This is a genomic window from Microcoleus sp. PH2017_34_RAT_O_A (assembly GCF_020737885.1).
Classification (GTDB): Bacteria; Cyanobacteriota; Cyanobacteriia; order Cyanobacteriales; family Microcoleaceae; genus Microcoleus.
Genome location: NZ_JAEQDD010000087.1, coordinates 1 through 21,723, shown reverse-complemented (window position 1 = coordinate 21,723; position 21,723 = coordinate 1). Strand labels below are relative to the sequence as shown.

21 protein-coding genes are annotated in these 21,723 nt (G+C 45.0%); 9 read left to right on the top strand and 12 right to left on the bottom strand.

What is annotated here, in order from left to right; all coding sequences use genetic code 11:
- Window positions 1-356: 356 nt before the first annotated feature.
- From JGK11_RS24890 to JGK11_RS24880, 3 genes are all read right to left on the bottom strand, one after another.
- A complete protein-coding gene (locus JGK11_RS24890; protein WP_293213247.1) occupies window positions 357-1,439 on the bottom strand; it encodes a DUF6745 domain-containing protein in 1,083 nt (360 codons plus the stop codon).
- A gap of 242 nt (window positions 1,440-1,681) precedes the next feature.
- Complete coding sequence (locus JGK11_RS24885) at window positions 1,682-2,227, bottom strand: hypothetical protein (RefSeq protein ID WP_293178481.1); 546 nt, start codon at window positions 2,225-2,227, stop codon at window positions 1,682-1,684.
- 757 nt (window positions 2,228-2,984) lie between these two features.
- Window positions 2,985-4,457 (bottom strand): site-2 protease family protein, encoded by a 1,473-nt coding sequence (locus JGK11_RS24880; protein ID WP_293178478.1) that lies wholly within the window; start codon window positions 4,455-4,457, stop codon window positions 2,985-2,987.
- A 30-nt stretch (window positions 4,458-4,487) separates the two neighbouring features.
- Between JGK11_RS24880 and JGK11_RS24875 the strand changes: the two genes are divergently transcribed.
- The 3 genes from JGK11_RS24875 to JGK11_RS24865 all read left to right on the top strand — a co-directional run bounded on the left by JGK11_RS24875 (window position 4,488) and on the right by JGK11_RS24865 (window position 6,587).
- Window positions 4,488-5,207, top strand: a complete 720-nt coding sequence (locus tag JGK11_RS24875) for an MBL fold metallo-hydrolase (RefSeq protein WP_293213245.1) — start codon at window positions 4,488-4,490, stop codon at window positions 5,205-5,207.
- A gap of 178 nt (window positions 5,208-5,385) precedes the next feature.
- Window positions 5,386-5,946: a sugar O-acetyltransferase gene (locus tag JGK11_RS24870; RefSeq protein WP_293178472.1), complete on the top strand. Its 561-nt coding sequence runs from the start codon at window positions 5,386-5,388 to the stop codon at window positions 5,944-5,946.
- A 176-nt stretch (window positions 5,947-6,122) separates the two neighbouring features.
- Window positions 6,123-6,587 (top strand): hypothetical protein, encoded by a 465-nt coding sequence (locus tag JGK11_RS24865; RefSeq protein WP_293178469.1) that lies wholly within the window; start codon window positions 6,123-6,125, stop codon window positions 6,585-6,587.
- Window positions 6,588-6,825: 238 nt separating this feature from the next.
- Here the strand turns inward: JGK11_RS24865 and JGK11_RS24860 are convergent, their stop codons facing one another.
- Window positions 6,826-6,990 (bottom strand): hypothetical protein, encoded by a 165-nt coding sequence (locus JGK11_RS24860; protein WP_293178467.1) that lies wholly within the window; start codon window positions 6,988-6,990, stop codon window positions 6,826-6,828.
- 289 nt (window positions 6,991-7,279) lie between these two features.
- Between JGK11_RS24860 and JGK11_RS24855 the strand changes: the two genes are divergently transcribed.
- Window positions 7,280-9,658: a cache domain-containing protein gene (locus JGK11_RS24855; protein ID WP_293189887.1), complete on the top strand. Its 2,379-nt coding sequence runs from the start codon at window positions 7,280-7,282 to the stop codon at window positions 9,656-9,658.
- A 162-nt stretch (window positions 9,659-9,820) separates the two neighbouring features.
- Here the strand turns inward: JGK11_RS24855 and JGK11_RS24850 are convergent, their stop codons facing one another.
- The 3 genes from JGK11_RS24850 to JGK11_RS24840 form a co-directional block, all read right to left on the bottom strand.
- Window positions 9,821-10,099: a hypothetical protein gene (locus JGK11_RS24850; RefSeq protein ID WP_293178461.1), complete on the bottom strand. Its 279-nt coding sequence runs from the start codon at window positions 10,097-10,099 to the stop codon at window positions 9,821-9,823.
- A gap of 8 nt (window positions 10,100-10,107) precedes the next feature.
- Entirely contained in the window at window positions 10,108-11,688 is a 1,581-nt protein-coding gene (locus JGK11_RS24845) for an SDR family NAD(P)-dependent oxidoreductase (RefSeq protein ID WP_293213243.1), read from the bottom strand.
- 328 nt (window positions 11,689-12,016) lie between these two features.
- Entirely contained in the window at window positions 12,017-12,616 is a 600-nt protein-coding gene (locus JGK11_RS24840) for a cytochrome b/b6 domain-containing protein (RefSeq protein WP_293196486.1), read from the bottom strand.
- Window positions 12,617-13,275: 659 nt separating this feature from the next.
- Here JGK11_RS24840 and JGK11_RS24835 point away from each other — a divergent pair.
- Window positions 13,276-13,830, top strand: coding sequence for a glutathione S-transferase family protein (locus JGK11_RS24835; RefSeq protein ID WP_293178452.1), 555 nt, complete (start codon window positions 13,276-13,278; stop codon window positions 13,828-13,830).
- A gap of 159 nt (window positions 13,831-13,989) precedes the next feature.
- Here the strand turns inward: JGK11_RS24835 and JGK11_RS24830 are convergent, their stop codons facing one another.
- The 3 genes from JGK11_RS24830 to JGK11_RS24820 form a co-directional block, all read right to left on the bottom strand.
- Entirely contained in the window at window positions 13,990-14,127 is a 138-nt protein-coding gene (locus tag JGK11_RS24830) for a photosystem II reaction center protein K (RefSeq protein ID WP_293149949.1), read from the bottom strand.
- 60 nt (window positions 14,128-14,187) lie between these two features.
- Entirely contained in the window at window positions 14,188-15,318 is a 1,131-nt protein-coding gene (gene tgt / locus JGK11_RS24825) for a tRNA guanosine(34) transglycosylase Tgt (protein ID WP_293178449.1), read from the bottom strand.
- Between the two features lie 233 nt (window positions 15,319-15,551).
- Window positions 15,552-15,998: a hypothetical protein gene (locus JGK11_RS24820; RefSeq protein ID WP_293178446.1), complete on the bottom strand. Its 447-nt coding sequence runs from the start codon at window positions 15,996-15,998 to the stop codon at window positions 15,552-15,554.
- Between the two features lie 548 nt (window positions 15,999-16,546).
- Between JGK11_RS24820 and cobS the strand changes: the two genes are divergently transcribed.
- On the top strand, window positions 16,547-17,341 hold the full coding sequence (gene cobS, locus JGK11_RS24815; protein ID WP_293178443.1) for an adenosylcobinamide-GDP ribazoletransferase: 795 nt from the start codon (window positions 16,547-16,549) through the stop codon (window positions 17,339-17,341).
- On the opposite strand, the gene JGK11_RS24810 is transcribed toward cobS, so the two are convergent.
- Window positions 17,338-17,964 (bottom strand): hypothetical protein, encoded by a 627-nt coding sequence (locus JGK11_RS24810; protein WP_293178440.1) that lies wholly within the window; start codon window positions 17,962-17,964, stop codon window positions 17,338-17,340. The genes cobS and JGK11_RS24810 overlap by 4 nt on opposite strands.
- 242 nt (window positions 17,965-18,206) lie before the next feature.
- Between JGK11_RS24810 and JGK11_RS24805 the strand changes: the two genes are divergently transcribed.
- A complete protein-coding gene (locus tag JGK11_RS24805; RefSeq protein WP_293213241.1) occupies window positions 18,207-18,506 on the top strand; it encodes a hypothetical protein in 300 nt (99 codons plus the stop codon).
- A gap of 186 nt (window positions 18,507-18,692) precedes the next feature.
- Here JGK11_RS24805 and JGK11_RS24800 read toward each other — a convergent pair whose 3' ends face one another.
- Window positions 18,693-20,441, bottom strand: a complete 1,749-nt coding sequence (locus tag JGK11_RS24800) for a hypothetical protein (protein ID WP_293213239.1) — start codon at window positions 20,439-20,441, stop codon at window positions 18,693-18,695.
- A gap of 374 nt (window positions 20,442-20,815) precedes the next feature.
- On the opposite strand from JGK11_RS24800, the gene JGK11_RS24795 reads away from it, so the two are divergent.
- Window positions 20,816-21,049 carry a hypothetical protein gene (locus tag JGK11_RS24795; protein ID WP_293149962.1) on the top strand — a complete coding sequence of 78 codons (234 nt, stop codon included), beginning with the start codon at window positions 20,816-20,818 and terminating at the stop codon, window positions 21,047-21,049.
- A 44-nt stretch (window positions 21,050-21,093) separates the two neighbouring features.
- Window positions 21,094-21,309, top strand: a complete 216-nt coding sequence (locus JGK11_RS24790; protein ID WP_293178495.1) for a hypothetical protein — start codon at window positions 21,094-21,096, stop codon at window positions 21,307-21,309.
- The last annotated feature ends 414 nt before the right edge of the window (window positions 21,310-21,723 follow it).

Genomic DNA, 21,723 nt, shown 5'->3' with positions numbered 1-21,723 from the left:
AAATTTTGGGACGGGCTAGAAGCCCATCCCACAAGAAAAAAGATTTTTGTGGGATGGGCTTCTAGCCCGTCCTAACTATTTTTGCAAGAGGTCTATTATTGTGGGATGGGCGTCCCGCCCGTCCCGAAAAGACGGGCGGGACGCCCATCCCACAAATATGTATAAGTTATTAACTTTTCGTTCCTAAACTCCAAACTCGCACTCCAAACACTCAACTTTTTTGTCCGATCGCGTGCGATCGATTACCATCATAAAAAAAGGTTTGTAGTAAGGTTCGTAGTGCGGACTTCAGTCCGCAAAATCCCGCGGACTTCAGTCCGCACTACGAACGGCTGGTTAATCGATGGGACACGATATCAAGTTTGCACTTGAAATTCTTCGGGTGCTATTCCCCAATTTACCCAGCTAATTGCTTCTTTAGCCGTTAGCACTTTTGGCGGCACTCGCAAAGCGTGAATGTGTCCCGTACTCGGACAAGTCATCTTCAACAAAAATATTGACTCTATGTCAACATCATTCTCAATTTTCAACAAAGTATATTCTTGCCAAGTATCCAATTCTATTGCTTGCAATTCTTGACAAATTTTCGGATAGCCGATCGCCCCAATCAACACTCGCCGCACTTCCGCATTCTTTTCTCTTAGCAGCCATGAAGCCTCCCAAGACTCCGGCGCAACTTGACCGATGCTTTCGGGTAACAGCACGCCACGATAAGAGTATACTCTGAAGTTGTCAGCAAATTCGATGGCGGGCTGACATAAAGCGTGGAGCAAATATTCGCTGTCAAAATTAATTCTTCGCGGGCGATCGCACACAAAGCACTTTTTCTCAAACGGGTAAATCCAGCCGCAGTTTTCGACTAAGGCTTTAAAGGCTGAGTACAAAGAGCGATCGCACTCCAATTCTAAGACCTCAATACAAAAATCTACCCAACTTCCGTGACAGGCCGAAAGTTCGGATAAGATCCAGTTATTATTATAGGTTATATTGACAAAAAATTGGTGAAATCTGCTGCCCAACTTCTTTGCTAATTTGGCATAAACTTCGTCTTTAATATGAATTTGGAATTGACTTATCAGTTGAGCATATAGCGGGTTATAGAGTTGGCTGTAAATCTGATTTTCCAGTTTCCGGTCGAGTTGACTTCTTAATGTATCGTACAATTCATTATGAATTTTGTCTCGAATTTCGCTACCAGTTTCCAGACCCGAATCGCGTATCCTTAGCCGTTCAAGAGCTTCCAAAGCTATGTAAGGGCTGTCACAGAAAATAATTTCCGGTTCGCCCAAGCCGATGATGTTGTAGGCGGTGTTGATGGCGGCTGTCGCGATCGGGCGATCGAGTGGTGCGATCGACAGTCCAATTTGCCGCCACTTTTCGCGATAAATGGGAGTTAGCGCTGTTTGTTCGGGAGTTAGTGCGATCGTTGGTACTTTCATCTTGTTTTATTTTCGATTGAATAATTAATTTAGTGCGATCGTTAGGACTTGATTCCTCAAAAATAGAGAAGGACTGAAGTCCTCACTACAAACCTATTTTAGGATAGTAATTATAGCGGTTCTCAAAAAAGTGAGGTATGCCTGCGATGCCTATGCCCTATGCCCTATGCCCTATGCCCTATGCCCTATGCCCCATGCCCCATGCCCTATGCGTACCTCATGTTAGTGAGAAAGGCTATAGATTATTTGTATAAATTAACAATTTTTTGCAAAACCCCTAAAATCAGAGGAAGATTATCGAGATAATAAACATCATCATCAATAATTAAATTATTTCCTTTTAATTTAAGAAACCGCCAGACAACCCCCGAAGTTACACAGCCAAATACGGCAGGGATTGAGTTTTTTTGGCGTTCGTTAAATAGCTGAGCCGCCACCATTTGTGCAGCACACTGCGGCAGACAAGATTCTATTTCTCCGCCTTTTGTTTCTCTAAGTGCAAAAAATGGAACTTTAATTTCAAAATTCAACGGTGTCCCAGAAAGTAGAAAGTCGCATTCTCCATGCAATCCCTGAGAAACATCTACATCAAATGCCCAACCGGAAAAAACAGAAAATTGTCTGTGATTTTTTTCTCTAAATTCTAACAAAATAGGAGAAATAATCCGTTCCGAACGTTCTTTTGCTGTTGTTACAGCAGTGTTAGAACTAATTTCGAGAGCTCTCCAAAGCCATTGGGATGGTTCTAAAGGAATAATTTTGGCACTCAAAATTGGACTGAGTGACATCTCCAATCCAAACCGCTCTTTTAATTGTTGGAAAGTGAAGGTTCTGTAGGACATATTTATCAGATAACTCGTTCAACAGTTGACAGTTGACAGTTGACAGTTGACAGTTTGAGAGCGACCTCTAACTAGAAGGAAGAGGATTGGAGTAATGAATATTATGATTTTAATTTCTCTCTCAAAGGGAGAGGTTTTCAACCAATTCTTTATGGTGAAAATAAACATCACTTTGAGATAGAAATCGAGTTGAAAAATGATAAACTAGCTTAAATAGTAAGGGAGCATCTCATTTTTATAAAGAGCATTTTTTTATGTGAGTGATGTCCCCCATCGCACGGGTTAGACAAAGCCCGGGCGATCGGGGACAGCACTATAAAGACAAAACTGAGAGGCTCTCAATAGCAATCCTTAAGGAATTTGTGAACGTCTCTCTTTTTTCTATCTCGCGACGATAAGTAAATCCTGATTTTTTCTTCCTTCTTTTTATCCTGAGCGACTTGTCAGCCAGCGTAGCCGAAGCGAGCCTTCTTCTCTCTGGCATCTTTCCAGGAAGTATCGAGCGCGCAAAGCATTTGTAGTGCTTTTCTCAGCTCGCAAGTCATTGACAGTTGACAGTTGACAGTTGACCGACTGAATGCCTAATGACTAATGCCCTAATGCCCAATCCCTCCGCTTCGCTTCGCCCAATCCCTCCGCTTCGCTTCGCCCAATGCCCAATGATTAATGACAAAAAAGAGATGCTCCCTCTTCTCTCTTCCTTCTAAACATTTAACCACTGAAGGAGTATCTTGGGCGCTGGCAACAAAATAATTAACAAAAGCCCGATCGCCAGCAACCCCAAAAAATCTCGCCTATCGTCCAATTCGCTGACATCATTCAACGCAGGTTCGTCGTTGAGAGGCGTCAAAAACAAAATAATTGCCCACAACAGCAAACCTTGTTCCAAAAAAGAAAGCAGCAGCATACAAATTCTGGCAAATTGCCCGATCGCCATACTAGCCCGCTGGCCAAACATCGCGTGTACAATATGCCCGCCGTCGAGTTGTCCCACAGGCATCAAATTAAATGCAGTCACGATCAAACCCAAATAGCCCGCCACCGCTACCGGATGCAAATTAATCGCAGTTTCCGCATTGAAAGCGCCGCCCAAGGTTAACTTGCTCAACAAAGTCATCAGCAGCGAAAATTTCGGACTAAAAGAGTCAAAATTTAACATTCCCGACTTGTCAGACAGCGGTACAATTGTCGAATGCTCCAAACCCCAAATCAACAACGGCACTGTCGCGACTAAACCCGCCAGCGGGCCGGCAATACTGACATCAAATAAAGCTCGGCGGTTGGGAATTGGACTCCGCATTTGAATGAATGCACCAAAAGTTCCCAAGAAAAAAGGAACCGGAATAAAATAAGGCAAAGTCGTGCGAATTTTGTAGAATCTGGCAGCTAAATAGTGACCGGATTCGTGAATTCCCAAAATTGTAATGAGAGCCAAGGAATAAGGCAAACCCTGAAGCAACACATACGGGTTGGACTGCAAAATTTTTTCAGTGACTCCGGCAATTTGCGAGCCGACAATTGTAGTCGTAAACACCGTAATCAGCACCAAAGCTAATGCAAAAAATGGCCTGGTTACAGATTCAGTTTTGACCGAAGTTTCCCCGGATTGGTGGCTGGGATTGGGAACTATCGCAAAAAAAGGTTGACCACTCAAGCTATTTTGAAAGATGACTAAAAAGCGATCGCCAAAATGCTTCTGGACATTCTCCCGAATCGCCTGATAAGCCGCCTCCGGGTTCGTACGCAACTGTCCCCGACAAATGACAGCCTGCGCGCGAAATTCTAAATCTTGCAAAAAGTAAATTGACCAAGGAAAACAATCGCGCAAGCTCGCTTCTTCCTCGGAATCGATCGGGCGCAGGGGCGGTTTGGGCTCTGTCGGTTCACTTCCAGAGCCTGCTATCTGCTCAGCCGTGGAGGCGGTAATTTGCTTGCGCCCCAACTGTACCAAAAACCAGTACAAAAAAGGGCAAACCAGAAAAGGTATAATTACCAACTCGGGCGGTACTTTTTTGCTCGCGCCGTTAACTAAAAGCCAACCGCTCCAAATCAGCGCCGGCGCCATCATTACCAGCCACAGCAGCCATACCGGAGTTCGCGTGATGCGGCTGGTGCTGCTCTGCAACAAGTAGTAAGAGATCAACCCCAATACAAGCAACCATAGTAAAAAAAACATAATATTTATTCCATGCCTCTGAATATATCCTTGAAACAACAGACTTCAGTCTCCAAACAGCCCAGGCTCGTGCTGGAAAATATTTTTGCTTTCCCACCTAACCGGGATACGCTGGGTGCGACAGCTTATTTCATTGTAGAAAACGAATCGAACATCCTGGTAGATTGTCCCGCTTGGGATGAGATTAACCTAGCCTTTTTGCGGGAAAACGGCGGCGTGCGGCTGCTGTTTCTCACCCACCGCGGCGCGATCGCCAAGGCGCGGGAGATTCAGGAAGCCACGGGCTGCGATATCCTGATTCAAGAGCAGGAAGCTTATTTGCTCCCAGGATTGCAACTGACGGTTTTTGAGCGAGAATTTGCTGTGAGCGATCGCATAAAAGCATTGTGGACTCCCGGCCACTCTCCTGGTTCATCTTGCCTTTATGATACTGGCAGCGGTGGAGTGTTGTTTACCGGCAGACACTTGCTCCCCAATCGAGAAGGCGCTCCGGTACCGCAGAGAACGCCAAAAACTTTTCACTGGCCGAGGCAAATTAACAGCGTGCAGTCAATTATCGATCGATTTTCGCCTTCGACTCTTCAATATATCTGCCCCGCTGCGAATACTGGTTTTTTGCGGGGAAAAGGATCGATCGATCGAGCTTTTGAGCAATTAACTAATCTGGATTTAACAGTTTGTTTGCAGAATCAAGAACACCGGGCGGTTGAAACCCCGTCTATACAAGCAAAACCCGCCTCCGCGGGTTGAAGAAGACGGCGGTTTCAACCGCCGTCTTATCAATCGCGTATTGGGTTGAAATTACCTTATTTTCTTCAGTCCACGGAGGTGGACATTGTTTCTGTAGACGCGGTTTCAACCGCCGTTTTATGTTATTCCGCCGATTATTACCGCCGATTATTAGGGCCGATTATTACCGCCGATTCTTATGGAAAAAACCGAAAAACAAAAAATGCTCGCCGGCGAATTGTATCTAGCTGCGGATGAACAATTAATTGCCGATCGCCAGCGAGCCCGCCGCCTCGCCAGAATCTACAATTCTACCCGCGAAGACGAACCTGAGAAACGGTTAGAAATCCTTGGCGAATTGTTCGGTGCAATCGGCCCCAAAATTGAAATCGAGCCGCCTTTTTACTGCGACTTCGGCAGCAATATTTATGCGGGAAACGGATTGTACATGAATTTTGGCTGCGTGATTCTCGACTGCAATCGAGTTAACATCGGCGAAAATTTGCTGTGCGGCCCCAACGTGCAAATTTACACTGCTTTTCATCCCACCGATCCGGAAATCCGACTTTCTGGCCGAGATCTCGCCTCTGAAATTAATATTGGTAATAATGTTTGGATTGGCGGCGGAAGTATTATTTGCCCGGGAGTCACTATTGGCGACAATAGCACGATCGGCGCAGGCAGTGTTGTTGTCAAAGATATTCCCGCCAACGTCGTGGCGGCGGGGAATCCTTGCCGAATCATCCGGCAGTTGCCTTGATGTGGTAGGATCGACTAACTGGCGCGATCGGCTTTTTGGAGCTTTAAACAAAAATTTTAGAGACTAGAACCGCCAGTTTGAGATTTTTCAGGTAAAATCCCCCGAAAAAATCTCCGGCAAAAATCTCAAATCGCTTAATTTCTCCCTCCCGGTTTCTCCACTACCAACCTTTTCTTATGACGACTGCAACAGTTTATCCCAGCGCACCCGAACTCGGCACCGACGACTACATAGTAGTGGGTTTAGCCACCTGCTTCATCAAAGAAGAAGGCGAAGTTCATCAAGTAAAAGTAATCGAACCTATCCCCTCAGCAGCTTTGCAAGCAATTGTCAAGGGAATTCCCACATCTTATGAAATGGCTTGGGGGACGACTTTAGGCTCGATACTCGACGGCGAATCACCCAAAAGGCTGCCGGAATTCCCCGCCGAAGCTCAGTTTAGCGAAGAATTTGGCTTTCGGGCGATCGCCGCAGCCCGCACTTACAAAATCCGCCCCGAGGCTCAAGTTCACATTCCCTTAGGAACAGTTCGCAACGACTTTACCTATTCCTTAGAACGCAAAAGAGTGCTGAACACCGAGCGCGTCATTCGCACTGAAGACAATGTGAAACAGCACGAACACACTCACAAGGTTCTATAAATAAATCGCCAAACAGCAGCTATTTAGCACCGCAAAAAGTTTTGAGATTTGAATTAAAGATTTAACAACAAATTTTTCGTTCAACAATAACTCAAAACTTTTAATATTTTATGATTGCGGCAACGCCATACATATCAATGTAGGGTGCAGTCCGCACCTTATCTAATTGCACAAAAGCAATATATTTCAACATTACCAAACCAGTCAATCCACCTAATTAAACATAAAATATCCGTGGCTAACAAAGCTGGCTGTGTATTCCCTCTCTCTTCTTCCTTCTTGTTCCCTCTTCCTTTTTTTGACGCTCGCGAATCCGAATGGCATCTGCCTTCTTGCCTCTCTCTTCTTCCTTCTGACTGATGAAAACTGTCAACTGTCCCAGATTTACTCTTTTTTTCAACATCGGGTGCTTGTGGGCTATCTTGCCCAATTGACATAAATTATTAATAGCAGTTAACAAAACTATGAAAAATTTGAATAATTAAATTGTTGAATAAATATTGTAGTTTCTCAAAAATATGGTAGAATCTGATTCCAGTCAGACAAGGTGAGCGGGCCGGCGGGAAAAAATTCAAAAATCCCCGCAATTATTGCTAGTAGTTTCAGACTGCTGACAGGCGGGCAAGTTCATCGCTGGTGAGCTGAGAATTTCAATCTCACAAATTGGTCAAACCATGGGAAGCTTTGCGAAAGTGAAGTGGTGGAAATTAACTCAACTATTGCCAGCGAGATTTAAGGGCGAATACGATCTGCGCTACAAAATCGCGTTGTTAATTTTGGGCGTAACAATTATGGCAGCTAGCATCGCTGGTTGTATCAGCTATCAAAGGGTTCGCCGCTTGATTGTCAACAATTTAGAGCGAAATGTTTTGTTAGAAGTTAAGGAGCGCGGTAATAAGATCGATCGCTGGATCGGCACGAGAAAGACTGAGCTCGAAACCCTTGCTAACACTCCTCCGGTGCGATCGATGAATTGGTCTGTGGCAGGGCCTTATTTAAAATCCGAAGTAAATCGACTGCAAGACTTCAAGCATTTCGCATTAATCGAACCAGATGGTTCTTATTATACCACAAAAGTTGGCAGAGCTTTGATTAACGTTAGCGATCGCCAACACTTCAAAAAGGCAATGGCTGGGCAAGTATATGTTTCAGATCCTACCATTTCTCGCACGCTCAAAAAACAAAGTATTGTTCCCATTTCGGCTCCGGTGTGGTCAAATTCTCAGGAGAATCAACCAAAAAAGGCGATCGGAGTAATGAACGGTGTCATTACTATCGACAGAATTGGGGAAGTAGCGGGAAAGCTGGAATATGAGGCAGGAAGTTACGCTTTTGTACTCAATTCTCAAGGAGTGCCGATTGTCCATCCCGACACTCGGTTAATGGGAAATATTGACAAAGCTGCTCCCAGTCTTTTAGAGTCCGCAGATCCTAATTTGGCGAATGTAGTCCGGGAGATGGTTTATCAAAAAACGGGCATTGTACTGACTCAAATCAACGACGCCAGAGTTTATGTTGCCTATCTTCCTTTAGAACAAGCTGAATGGTCGATCGCCCTAGTAATTCCCAGCGACAATCTCGAAAAAGAACTGTTCGCCTTAAATAGATTAGCAGCAGCAGCCACCGGACTGTTCGCCGCAGCTATTTTCGCGGTAATTGTGGCACTGAAACTGTTTTCCCAAAAGTGCATTCGCACTCGCGCAGAAGCCCTTCTCCACCGATTGACCGGCCGCATTCGCGCTTCCTTGGAGCTCGATCGCATCCTGCAAACTACAGTAGACGAACTCGGTACCTTGCTAAAGCTCGATCGGGCAATTTTCGGCTGGTACGACCCGCGACAAGATACTGTAGAATTTTGCTGGGAATATTGCCGGGAAGGTTTACCGGGGCGCTTGGGAATCTTCGGCGCCCAAACAGGGCCCTCTGGAGATTTAGCTGCACGGCTGCATCGGTGCGAAACGATACTTCTCAAGAAAACCTCCGCCCCTGATGCCACAGACTCTCAGGAAGCAGTGCATCTCGAACTCACAGACAGCCACTACGCAGCAGTACCCGTACTGACTCAGACTAATCGGCTGGGATATCTGTTCGCTTGTGCGAATCGGCGGTTTGCAACTCCCGACGAAGTGGAAGTTTTGGAGGCAATTGCAGACTCACTGGCGATCGCAATTTCCCAATCCCAACTCCACGGGCAAATTCAAGAAGAACTCAAACTTTTAGAAGAAGTATTAGCACAACTCAGAAGAACCGAAGAGCATTTAGTACAAAGCGAAAAAATGACAATTGTCGGTCAACTCGCCACCGGAATTGCCCAGGAAATTAACAACCCAATTAACTTTATTTACGGCCGTCTGATTCACGTCAACGATTATCTCAATAATTTGCTGAAGATACTTCGCCTCTACCGCGAACAATATCCCACACCTGTGCCGCGAATTGCCCAAGAAATAGAGAGCTTCGACCTAGATTTTATCAGCGAAGACTTGCCACAAATTCTCAACTCTCTGAAAATAGGAACCGATCGCATACGCCAGAGCATCCTGGCTTTGCGGAACATTTCACTTCCAGATGAACCCAACAAAGAACGCGCCAACCTTCACGAAAGCATCGACAATATTCTACTGTTGCTCGCTCACCGACTGGAGAAAAAAATATTAGTAATCAAGGAGTACAGCAACCTACCACCAATTTTGTGTTATCCCGGTCAACTGAGCCAAGTATTCGCTAATATCCTCAGCAAGGCGATTGATGCTGTTAACAGGATTGACAAATTCGATCAAACTATTACAATTAAAACAGATATTGTCGAGCATTCAACAGGCAGATTTATTGCAGTATCGATCGCCCACAACGGTTCCCGAATTCCGCCGGAAATTCAACAGAGAGTATTTGACCCATTTTACCATACTAAATCATTAAAAAATTTTACAGGATTGGGGCTGTCGGTTTGCTATAAAATTATTGTAGAGTTGCATGGCGGGCGCATGACAGTTCAATCTCCAGTTCAATCTCAAATTCAATCTCCAACTGAAGGCGGTGCTGAGTTTATAATAGAATTGCCGATATTTTGAGCGGGTATTCCGCAGCCTAGGAAACCCGCCACAAATCTTGTCGCTCACCACAAAAAGCTTCATATCGGTTAGTAGTGAGGACTTTAGTCCGCATTCATGAAGGACTGAAGTCCTCACTACAAACCTAATTCTAAATTCTTCACCAAACTTGATATGATAGGATTAGGGGAATAATAAAGGAGCAGCCACAGCAAACAACCAACCTCCCATCACCAAAACTTCTACAACAATTAATACGATATTTCTGTTCATTTTTTCATTAAGAGCGATCGGACTATTATTCTTGTTACCATTTTTTACGGATTGGTTATTGAAAAAAGTCTTCTTCACATTTCTAGTCAGAGCAACTTCTGCTTCAGCTTCTGCACTAATTGGCTGACATTCTTCACTTTCACCACAAAGAAGGAAGAAATAAGAAAGAAATAAAATTTTAATCCCCAATCCCCAACTTACCTAGAATTCAGAGTGACAGGTTCCTGATAATTAGAAGTGTAACCTGGTAAAATTTTTATACTCGGTTGGGCGACCCGCAATGTTAAAGAAAGACGAACTTTGCCACTTCTATTATAAATCGAACGATGTACAAGTTGATCGGTAAATAAAATAAACTCACCGGGTTTTAAAACTACCGGAATCGCCTTCTCTTCAACTTCATTGGGAACTCGAAAAAAATGATTCCCACTAAAGAAATCGGTAATTTTGACTTGACATTTTTTGAGGTCACTTTTCGAGATATATTCAAACCCGTTTGTCTCCGTTACTTCTGTTAAACCAATATAAATATTAATTGTTTTTCCCTCCCCAGTCAGTAAATTAGGATAAATATCTCGATGCCAAAAAGGAATTAATTGACGCGAGGGATAATTGACCCATAATTCTGACCGCCATAATTGTAAATTGTCTCCTAAATAAGCTGTCAGTATTTTCAATAAATTATCATCTTGACACAGGTGCAACACCGCAGCCGAATCTAAATGTCTTTCCATATAGAATTGGCCTTTGTAACATTGAACCAGCAGTAACATAATTGAACCAAATTGGCACCTCAAAAGGGCTTTTAATGCCTGAGTCAATAAAACTTTAACGGGCGGTTTTGGTAAAACTTCCTTAAAGATACGATCGCAAATAGTCGCGAGTTCATCCTGATTTAACTTGAGATCGTAAGGCCCCCATATCCCATCAGTAGCATCATAATTATTTCTTTCTTTCTGGACGGATTGAGTGCAGCCAGTCCATAATAAACTTTTTTCCCATAACTGTTGGCATAAATCATTATTTTGTGCTAATACAGGTAATGTTATTTCTTGTCCTGTTCGACCTAAAAATTTACCTGCGATCAACTCAAATTCTGGAGAATTTGCACATAAGAGACTGCTATAAGCTCCCTGTTCGGGACTAATTCCTAAACCGAGATATTTGCTCAAACGATGACCGATGGTAATATTAGATTGGACAAAACCTGGATGAACTGCGTTAACTGTGACATTCGTTAATTTTTGGGCAAGTTGTCTGGTTAAGAGCAACAGGCAAAGTTTTGACTGGTTATATGATTCGATAAAATTTAAGGGTGTTTTTTTGATAAATAAATCCCATTTAATTTGAGTGGGTTTTAATGCTAAATCTGAGGAGACGAAAATCACGCGACTTGAGGCGGAATCTGGTATCTTATCTAATAATAAATAAGTCAGAAGAAAATGACCTAAATAATTAGTCCCCCAAATCAACTCAAATCCTTCTTGAGTCATTCCTCTGGCATCGAATATTCCGGCATTATTGACGAGGATATGTAAGGGCAAATTTCGGTCTTGAAATAGCTTGACACAGTGACGCACTGACTCTAAGGAGGCGAGATTTAAGGGTAAATATTCTATATTGGGATTTCCAGTGGTTTCACGGATGTAGGCGATCGCGTTTGTCGCTTTTTTCTGGGATCGGCAAGCAATAAAGACATGATGTCCTAATTTAGCTAAACCTAAAGATGTCATTAAACCAACACCGGAATTACCACCTGTAACGAGACAAACTTGCATAAATTAATTGATTTTTGATGTTGTTGGGAGTTATTATAGCCTTTGTCAGAAAGATGAGGTACGTTGTTGGGCTTCAGCCCTTCTTAGTTTAGTGGTTTTATAAGCTGTCAGTCATACCTCATTTTTTTGAGAAAGGCTATAGCCTTTCTCAGAAATATAAAGTATAGCTGACTATAAATGGAGTTTTTGATTCGGCATTGCTTACTAGATAATAAATATAAGAGGGCTTAAGCCCAACAACATACCTCATTACCTTTACGATCACTTGTTAAATAGTTTGGTCTGTGGTGATTTTACCAGAAATAATGCACAATCAATGGGTTCTCGATTAAGAGCGATCGACAAAAGAGCGAATTTTCCGCCACCAAACAGCCGGTGAATCCTCCGGGCGGTATTTGCGATCGAACATCGACAAAATTAGGGGCCAACCTCCCACCTTCGCACTCATCAACAAGTGTATTAGCAGACAAAACACCAATACCACCCAACCAGAGAGGTGCAAATAATACCAAACCTGTGTCAAATCCCCAGCCGGCAGCCATTCTTCCTTAACCATACTGCCAGATGCGATCGCAAAAGTGAGCGCTAACAACATCAAAGTATTCACAATCCGGTGCAAACTGTACCACCAAATCGGTGTTCCCAACTGCGCCAGTTTGGCAAAAGAATCTTGCTGCACCAACCGTCTTTGACCTGCATGGAAACTATACAATGCAAAAGCTGGCATCACTCCTAAAATTAACAGCTTGCCAAAAGTGCCGTGAATCCCGATAATGTCTGCAATCCGAGGCACGGGGACTTTCCCGAAGCGCCCGTCATAGGTGTTGTACACTATAAATGCGCTCAAAATTGATAAAAGGGCGATCGCAGCGTTAGCCCCGTGCAGTAATCTCAGCAGCAATGGTTGGTAAGGTCGAGATTGTGGCATTCTGAATTTTGTGACTTGATAAATAGTCTGCCATATAATACAGCTAATCCCGGCATTTTTCAACAGTCAATTGTGAAACAAATGTGACGTAAAAATGAATGAATTATGAAATATTGCTATTTTACTAAAGTTTAGTGTAAACTAAAACAGTCGATTAGAATATTGTAATTATAACATCTCATAGTTAACAAAAATGGATGGCAGAATCTTGTTTTTACACTTAACAGAAGTGCCATTAGTTATGGGTCAGTAATCGGTAGCGCTGTCCCCGGCTCGCGAACGTTATTAGTCATTAGTCAGTAATCGGTAGCGCTGTCCCCGGCTCGCGAACGTTATTAGTCATTAGTCAGTAATCGGTAGCGCTGTCCCCGAAAAGTGAACGTTATTAGTCATTAGTCGTTTTCCCCACCGTAACATCGGGAGCATCTCAGTTTTGCAAGAAGCATTTTTTATGGTAGGTAGTGCGAGCTTAAGAGCTCGCACTGTAAATGCAAAACTGAGATGATCCCGTAACATCAGCATTCTCAGAAGGTTCTAATTTCAAATGGCTAATTCCCAATCAACAACTATCAACTGACAACTATCAACTATCAACTATCAACTGTCAACTGACCAAAAATGCTATAACAACAATATTGCATTACAAGGATAAAAATTCCGTGCTAAAACTTTACGGCCAAGGTCGCAGTAGGGCCTCAATTGTCAAGTGGTATCTCGAAGAAATAGCGGTTCCTTACGAATTCGTCTTGCTGGATATGCAAGCAGCGGAACACTTGCAGCCTGAGTTTCTGGAAATTAACCCGATCGGCAAAGTACCAGCTATTGTGGACGGAGATTTTAAACTTTGGGAGTCCGGGGCAATTTTGCTGTATTTAGCTCAAAAATATGGTAAGATGCCGGACACTGTGGAAAAACAAGCCGAAATCGTGCAGTGGGTCATCTTTGCTAACGCCACTCTCGGCCCGGGAATATTTGTCGAAGCCAGCCGCGATCGCGAAACCCCGAAATTGTTACAACCATTAAATAGCATTTTCGAGAAACAGCAGTTTTTAATGGGCGATGAATTCGGTGTCGCTGACGCAGCAGTCGGATCGATGTTGATTTACATTCCGATGATGCTACAAGTCGATCTCAGTCCTTACCCGGCTGTTTTAGATTACATGAAGCGCATCTCAGAAAGACCGGCATTTAAAATTGCGATGGGCCAGGGCTAAACATAGCATATCAAAATTATTCAGCTCTCTGGGCTCTTTCTCTGCGTTCTCTGCGGTTAAATAATTCCAAAATAACCGTAAACGAGATCGGCTCAAAAACTCAACAGCTAAAAGCAGGGGCAATTGGTAAATTGCCCCTGCTTTTTAATGAAATGAAACTTATCTGAACCCGACAGCCGCTTGCCAGACAAAAGCCAGCAGCAAGAAAAACACGGGAATCACTGGCAAAACATTAATCAAAGGATCAAAGATCGCATAAGCTTCGGGGAGTTTAGCCAACAGTAATGCAGCTTCCATGAATCAACCTACCTATCCAACACAATTTTAATAATTGTCGCATATCTTCACCAAAGCCAATCAAGATCGATCGACAGTTGGTGCCAGCCAGTGGGCAAACTCTTCAGTAAATCGATCGGCCAAAATCGCCTCCCGCATCCTCCCAGTAAAGCGAATCAACTCTGTCACGTTGTGCAGCGCCAGCAAAGTATAGCTGAGTGCTTCCTTAGCCCGCGCCAAATGTGCCAAATAAGCCCGGCTGAATTTTTGGCAGGTATAGCAAGGACAAGACTCATCCAGCGGAGCAAAATCCTCCCGAAACCGAGCATTTTTCAAATTCCAGCGTTCCCCACGCACAAAAGCCGTGCCGTGACGGCCCAGCCGAGTCGGAATCACGCAGTCAAACATATCTACGCCACTCGCCACAGCCAAGGCCATTTCGCGATAGGTGCCAATCCCCATCAAATAACGGGGTTTATTTGCCGGTAACAGGGGCGCAGTAACTCTCACAATATCTGCGATCAAATCCCCCGATTCGCCGACGCTAACTCCGCCGATCGCATAACCGGGCAAATCCAAGTCTACCAACTGGTTCGCCGCGCGCGATCGCAAATCTGGGAAAACGCCCCCCTGGACGATACCGAACAAAGCTTGCTCCGGGCGTGAGTGAGCTTGCATACAGCGTTGCAGCCAGCGGTAAGTGCGATCTGTGGCCGCCTCCACCTCGTCCCGTGTAGCGGGGTAAGGCGGACACTCATCGAAGGCCATAATCACGTCAGCGCCCAACTCGTTCTGAATCTCGATCGACTTTTCCGGCGTTAAATTAATGATGCGGCCGTCGCGGGGAGCTCGAAAAGTCACCCCATTCTCAGAAATAGTCCGCATTTGGCTCAAGCTAAACACCTGAAAGCCGCCCGAATCCGTCAGAATCGGGCCAGGCCAAGCCATGAATTTGTGCAATCCGCCCGCGCCGGCGACAATCGCTTCCCCGGGCTGCAAGTGCAAATGATAAGTATTTGCCAAAACCATTTGAGAACCTGCGTCCTCAAGATGTGCCGGTGTCAAGGTTTTGACATTAGCCAGCGTCCCCACCGGCATAAATTTAGGCGTTTCCACAATACCGTGGGGAGTCGCAAAAACCCCTGCACGTGCTTGGGTATGGCTGCAATTAGCCTGACATTTAAAAGAAAATTTTGCCTTGTCTTCAGTCATTAGTCACCGTCGATCGTTAACCGCTACTGGGCAGTCCGTGTTATGTAATCTATTGTTGTTGACATCGCGACAAAAAAAACCATTACCCCGCCCAAAAACAGAGACAAGTTTCCGACAATCGTCGTGGAGAGCAAAAAATTTTAGACCTTAACTCTACCTCCCAGATTCAAAGCTGCGAGGAAATCTAAAATCTAAAATCTAAAATCTAAAATCTAAAATCGACTGACTGACGATTAAAACGGAGAATCATCCTCATCCAATTGCAGATCCCAATTTCCTGAGAGTACCTGATCGACCACCGCATCCAACGCCGCAGCATTTAAATTGCGGGCGACTTGTTCTTGCAAGGGATTGGAGAGAGGAATTAACCGCAACTGCCGTCCATCTTGCATCAGGTCAAAATAAGAACCTTCTTCTGGGGAGTGTTTCAGTTCCAGGTAATCAAAACTATATACGTTCAAATAAAGCGCGTGGTTGGCAATCAGGGTAGAACGATCGGGGTTGGCGAAGACTTCGAGCACATAACCTTCCCCTTCGCTGTAAATCTTGCCATCTTGGATGTGAAGGTAGCGGACACGTCCTAAATCAAACAGCAATCTTTTGATATCGCGCTTGTTGACGACAATGCCTGTATCGATGATGCAAGGAGCAACTACCCTGTTATTTAATTGGTCACTCATGGAGCAAAAGCCTCTGTTGTAATATGTTCCCGACTTGGAAATCAGGGAGTTAGCTAGAATTCTGGATACGGGAAACGCGGATCTTAAGTTTAGCCATTTTAGATTGGGATCTTCGGGATCGCTGCCGGCAGAGGTTTTCCGGGGAAAAGAGCTCGGGCAGGAGGAATGCCCGATCCAAAGGACTAGGCTGTTACAATTCCAATTCTGGCACAGGCTAATGGATTAGCAACCGCATACAACATGAAAAATTTTCTACCTTATCAAAAAATTGGGTTGAAAACCCCGTCCTTATAGGACGGCTTTTTGCCATTGTTAAGTAAAATAACAAATCCATCTTCACAAATGAAGATGGTAGAATAAACAGATCAGACAAGATTTAAAAACCTACCCCCTCCCGGTGGGAAAGTCTACGCCTAAAACATTTTTGAGGAGATATGATTACGCACTTAAGCGTGCAAACGTAGTCAGCCTGGGAACCCTAGCAATAGGGATATTTTGACAGAAATGTCTTAAGAATCCCCGTACCTTGATAGTCGGGGAGTGTCAAGATGGATGATAAATTGGTTCGCTCTACGATCGACTTTTTCCGGAATCAAGGTGCCGCCATCGCAGCGGCCGTCGCTTTTTATACTTGCTTGCCGGTACCGATGTCTTGGACTTTGGAGTTTCGGGGCATTGCTCGCTTGGCACCGGCGATCGGGCTTTTGATTGGTGGGATGCTGGGACTCGCGGATTTTGGGTTGCAGTTGTTGGGTATGCCTGCTCTGACTCGATCGGCCTTGGTGGTAGTTTTAGGCATCGCGGTGACTGGCGGGCTGCACCTAGACGGGGCGATGGACGCGGCGGACGGGCTGGCAGTCCCCGACCCGGTTCGCAGGCTGGAAGTGATGCGGGACAGCGTTACAGGGGCTTTTGGAGCGATGGCTGCGATCGCGATCGTCCTGCTCAAAACTGCCGCGCTCTCGGACTTGAGTAACTATCGGTGGTTGGCTTTGATGGGTGTGGCGGGTTGGGGGAGGTGGGCCCAACTGGTGGCGATCGCCCGCTATCCGTATCTCCGCCCGGAGGGGAAGGGAGCTTTTCATAAAGAATCGATTTATTCACCTTTTGATTTTATCCCAGGAGTGCTGTTGCTGCTGAGTTTGAGCGTGCTGCAAGTTGTCTTGGAGGGCGATCGCTGGCTGTTGGCGGTGGGGATGGCTTTGGGGGGAAGTGCGATCGGAATTTTTGCCGGAGCCTGGTTTAACCACCGTTTGGGCGGCCACACGGGCGATACTTACGGTGCTGTTGTTGAGTGGACTGAGGCTTTGTTGTTATGTCTGTTGGCGGCATTGCAAGGTTAAATTGTTTCTGAGTTAACAGCACCATTCTGGATCATCCAAACGAAAAAGCTGAGGATTTGCTCGACTGGGGGCAGAGGATAGACGGATAAGTCGATCGTCACAATTTGGTTTTCGAGTTTGATAAATTGCCATTGAATGCCATTACTCACGCTCCCATAGATGATGGGGATGTTTTTTTCTTTGGCTTGATTAAAGCGTTGAGCGGCAACCATTTCGGCAATACATTGACCCAATCCGCTTTTGAGGTCGGTCTTTTTAGCTTCGACAATTACAACGGCGGGGGCTTCAATTTCTAGCACTTCGGACGATCGCGCCAGCAGAAAATCAAACACTCCATTCAGTCCGACAGCTTCGTCGATCGTGAAATCTTCGCCGGAGAAAAGGCTAATTTGGCGATCGAGAATCCGCCTCACTTCCAGCAGCACCGGATAGATAATCCCTTCCGATCGCGCTTTTTCACTTCCCGATGTAGCGACGATGGGGAGGCTATCTTGGAGGGTGCCGCTGAGGATGTCTGAGGGTGCGATCGGGCTTAGCGGAGGTATAAAGCGAGTTCCTTCTTGGACTGTCAGACCGAAAGCTTGTTTCGCTTTGGCGATCGTAGTAAATTGACTGTATGGCATAATTTTTTATCCTTCACGATTATAAATTTTGTTTCGGTTTAAATTACGGTATAAATTAAGTTAAACTCTAAAATAGTTACTTTGTTATCGATTGTTAAAACTATTACTTGAGTGCCGAACTATCCGGCTGCCGAAAACTAGAATAGGCGGAAATCCGAACTCGCATCTGATGTATTTTATCCTGCCTGCTGCCAATTGCTGCGTTAAATTAGATAAAGCTAACCTCAATTTGTGTAAAAGCTATGGAATACTTGATTGCTGCGATCGTCCTCGGAATGCTAATTTGGGCTGGGATCGAGATTGTCCAAACAGTCCGCAACTGGGAACCGAATCAATCTGAGTTTAACAGGAAGATGCAAGCCGAAATGGGTCAGTACGAAGCTAATGGTTTTGTAGCTGACGGCGCGATCGACTCTGGGGCGAAAACAGTCGGACACGCACTCCACGCCAGCCACTGTGCCGCCGAAGCCGCGGGTTGCGAAGCTACTCCAAGTGCGATCGCCCATGCTGCTGAAAGCTTATCGCACCTGCTGCACCATTAATATCATCTCAAAAGTCACGACGACAATTAAATAAGTTCGTAGTAAAGACTTCAGTCCTCTCTCCTTTGATGAGGACTGAAGTCCTCACTACAAACTTTATCGCAGTATTTATGCTGGTTGACTAAAAAATCCCGGTTTTAAATGAATGGAAAATGCAGCACCAAATTTTCCATTCATTCTCAATCTTTACGCTTTAGCCTCAACCCAAACCGTCATCCCCTCAACCCTCAAACCTTTGCCGCGAGTGCCGCAATATTGACCGTTAGAACCAACAGGAGTATCACCCACATTTTGAATGTGAGCGGTGTAAAATACATCGTAATTATCAGCTTTCACCCCAGTCAGCCGTGCTGCAAATCCTTCAATGCGCTTGGCTTTACCCCGGAAACCGGCTAATTCCCCTTCCTCAATCCAAGCAGTATCCCCAACTCCTTCAACATGAGCCATGTACTGCAAATTTAAACCGGGAACCGGAGGCTCTATTTTAATTTGAAAACCTTCGACTCGGCGGCCTTGAGCTTTAGTACCGGCGTATTCTTTATCGCTAAAAGTGCGATCGCCAATTCCTTGAATGTGCGCCAACACTTTTAAACCCACAGGCGTCGCAACTTGAGAACTCGCAGACGGCGCAATCCAAACCTTGATCCCTTCTATTCTCAAACCTTTGCCGCGAGTGCCGCAATATTCGCCGTTGGAGGACACGTTGGTGTCGCCGATATTCTGAATGTGAGCAGTATAGAATACGTCATACTTATCAGCTTGCGGCCCGCTCAACCGCACGGCAAATCCTTCAATTCGTTTCGCTTGACCGCGAAAACCGGCTAATTCCCCTTCGCCAATCCAAGGGGTATCGCCAACACCTTCGACATGAGCCATATACTCAACTGTTAAGCCAGGAATTTGTGGCTCAATATTAATTTGAAATCCTTCAACGCGGAGGCCTTTACCTTTAGTGCCGGCGTATTCTTGAGCGCTAAAAGTGCGATCGCCAATTCCTTGAATGTGCGCCAACACTTTCAATCCCAAACCGCCCTCTACTGGCACTTGTTGAATCTCGCGAGGTGCCCCAAACACAATGTTGCCGAAACCGGTTGCTTGGAGGGATTTAGGTACTTCCACGCTAGGAACGATAATCACCTCGTGCATGGGCGCCGTCGCGGCGGGGGATTCCAAAATTTGGATTTGTGGTGCAACTGTAACTTGTTTCGGCGCCGCATTTCCCGAGGGGATGATAATAACTTCCGGTAGAGGTTCGGTGCTGATTTTTGGTTCGGTTGCTGCTTGAAATACGGGCTCGACTTTCGCAGGTGCTGCTTTTACCATCTGCGAAACGGTTAATTTGCCTCTGGAAATGGCGACGGCTATTTGTTTCCCAAAAGCGGCGCTGACTGTTTCTTCGAGGATCACCCACTCTTCGTCATCTAGTTTGTCTTGCTGCTCCACCAGGGCGAGCACTGCTGCAACTGGGTGTTTGCCGCCCACTAAGGATTCTGCGTCGGAATGCAGTTGAGTTGGGGCGGATTCGGAAATGGCGCGGTGAAGTTCCCGAGCTCTGCCATGAACTGATTGTAAGGGCGCGAAGTCGCTTTGTTCGCGGTGGGCGATCGCCAATACTCGATCGAGCACTTTCAAAGCTGCATCGCGAATTCCTGCTTTACCAGCGGAAGCTGTGGCTGTCTCGACTAAGTTTTGAATGTCTTTGAGGGAAGCAATTTCCCCTGGGGCGAGGGCGGATTTATTGAGTTCGAGTGCTTTTTTTTGGACTTCTGCAAAGTTTCGGCTGTAGGCGCTAATTTCTTGAAGTAAGCTGTCCGAGGGAGGAAAGCCCGAGTCTTGCAGTTGTTTGGCTGCTTGGGAGAGTCGATCGGCTAAATTAGCATAAGTTTCCGATAATCTGGCTATTTGTTGTAACAAATCTTTAAGTGGTGCTTCCATAGGTCTTGCCGTAAATATTTAACTTGCTGATTATAGACGGTGAGAGCCTTCTGAAGGTAGAAGGTAGTAGTCATGAGTCATCAGTCATCAGTCATGACTCATGACTCATGAGTCATCAGTCATCAGTCATTAGTCAAAGGGAATAAGAAAAATGCTCCCCCCTCTCCCATCTCCCCCTCTCCCCCTCTCCCCCTCTCCCCTCTCCCCCGCGTGATCCATGTCACACCCGTGCAAACACTTAGTCACACTTTGCGAGTCCGGCTGTCACGGCCGGCCATTAAAAATGTCACACAAATTGAGCAATAGCCGTCACTGCGGAGTCAGTGAAAACCGTTGATACTGAGGCTATTCAACAAATAAAACTCCCAAGTGTTATGGTACTGATTCGCGATCTCGCCCAACAAGCTCTGAGCCTAGGTTATTTAAGTCTTGAAGCCGAAAATCAACTGCGGCGGATGTTAACCACCACAAAGTATGACCTGGAAGACTTAAATGCTTTTATGAATTTGCAACTAGCAGCCATGTCCGGCTTGGTAAAACAAGAGTCTCGCGAACTCAAACAATTTGAAATATTTGGCGAGACCGCCTCGGAAACTGCTTGTTGGTAATTATTTTGCTTTGGACACCTTGAATTTTAGTAAGGAACATTTCGATCGTGCTGATTCGTGAAGTTGTAAAACAAGCTATTGACGCTGGATATCTGAGTTTGGAAGCGGAAAATGAAATGCAGCATATTTTTTCCTCGTCAAAGTGTGATTTGGAAGATTTGAATGCTTTTATGAGCTTGCAGTTAGCTGCGATGGCGGGTCGCGTGCGGCAAGAGTCTTTGGAATTGATGAATTTGCCCAATATTTATGGAAAAAATTAATCGTGTTTATTCGGTCTTTGGGCTGGACACACATTGATTAGTATGCCTGACAATTAACTAATATTATAAGTTTGTTTTTCCCTAATTATTATAACGCAATACCGTTAACTTAAGGCAGATTACCCCTACTCCCCCGAGCGAAGCAGGACAGTTTAATTGTCGTAAAAATAAACTTTAAACTACCGAAAGCATCGCTCAAAGGTCGGATAGCATCTGGGATGCAACTGTTATATAAATAAAAGGTACGTAGTTGGGCTTTAGCCCTCTTTTTATATAAAAAGAGGGCTAAAGCCCAACTACGTACCTAATTATAACGCAATACGGTTTACTTAAGGTCGAACAAGTGGTACACTAAGTATGATGTATAAAAAAGTAAATCAAGTATAGTGCCGTACAAAAAATTATTATTAGAAT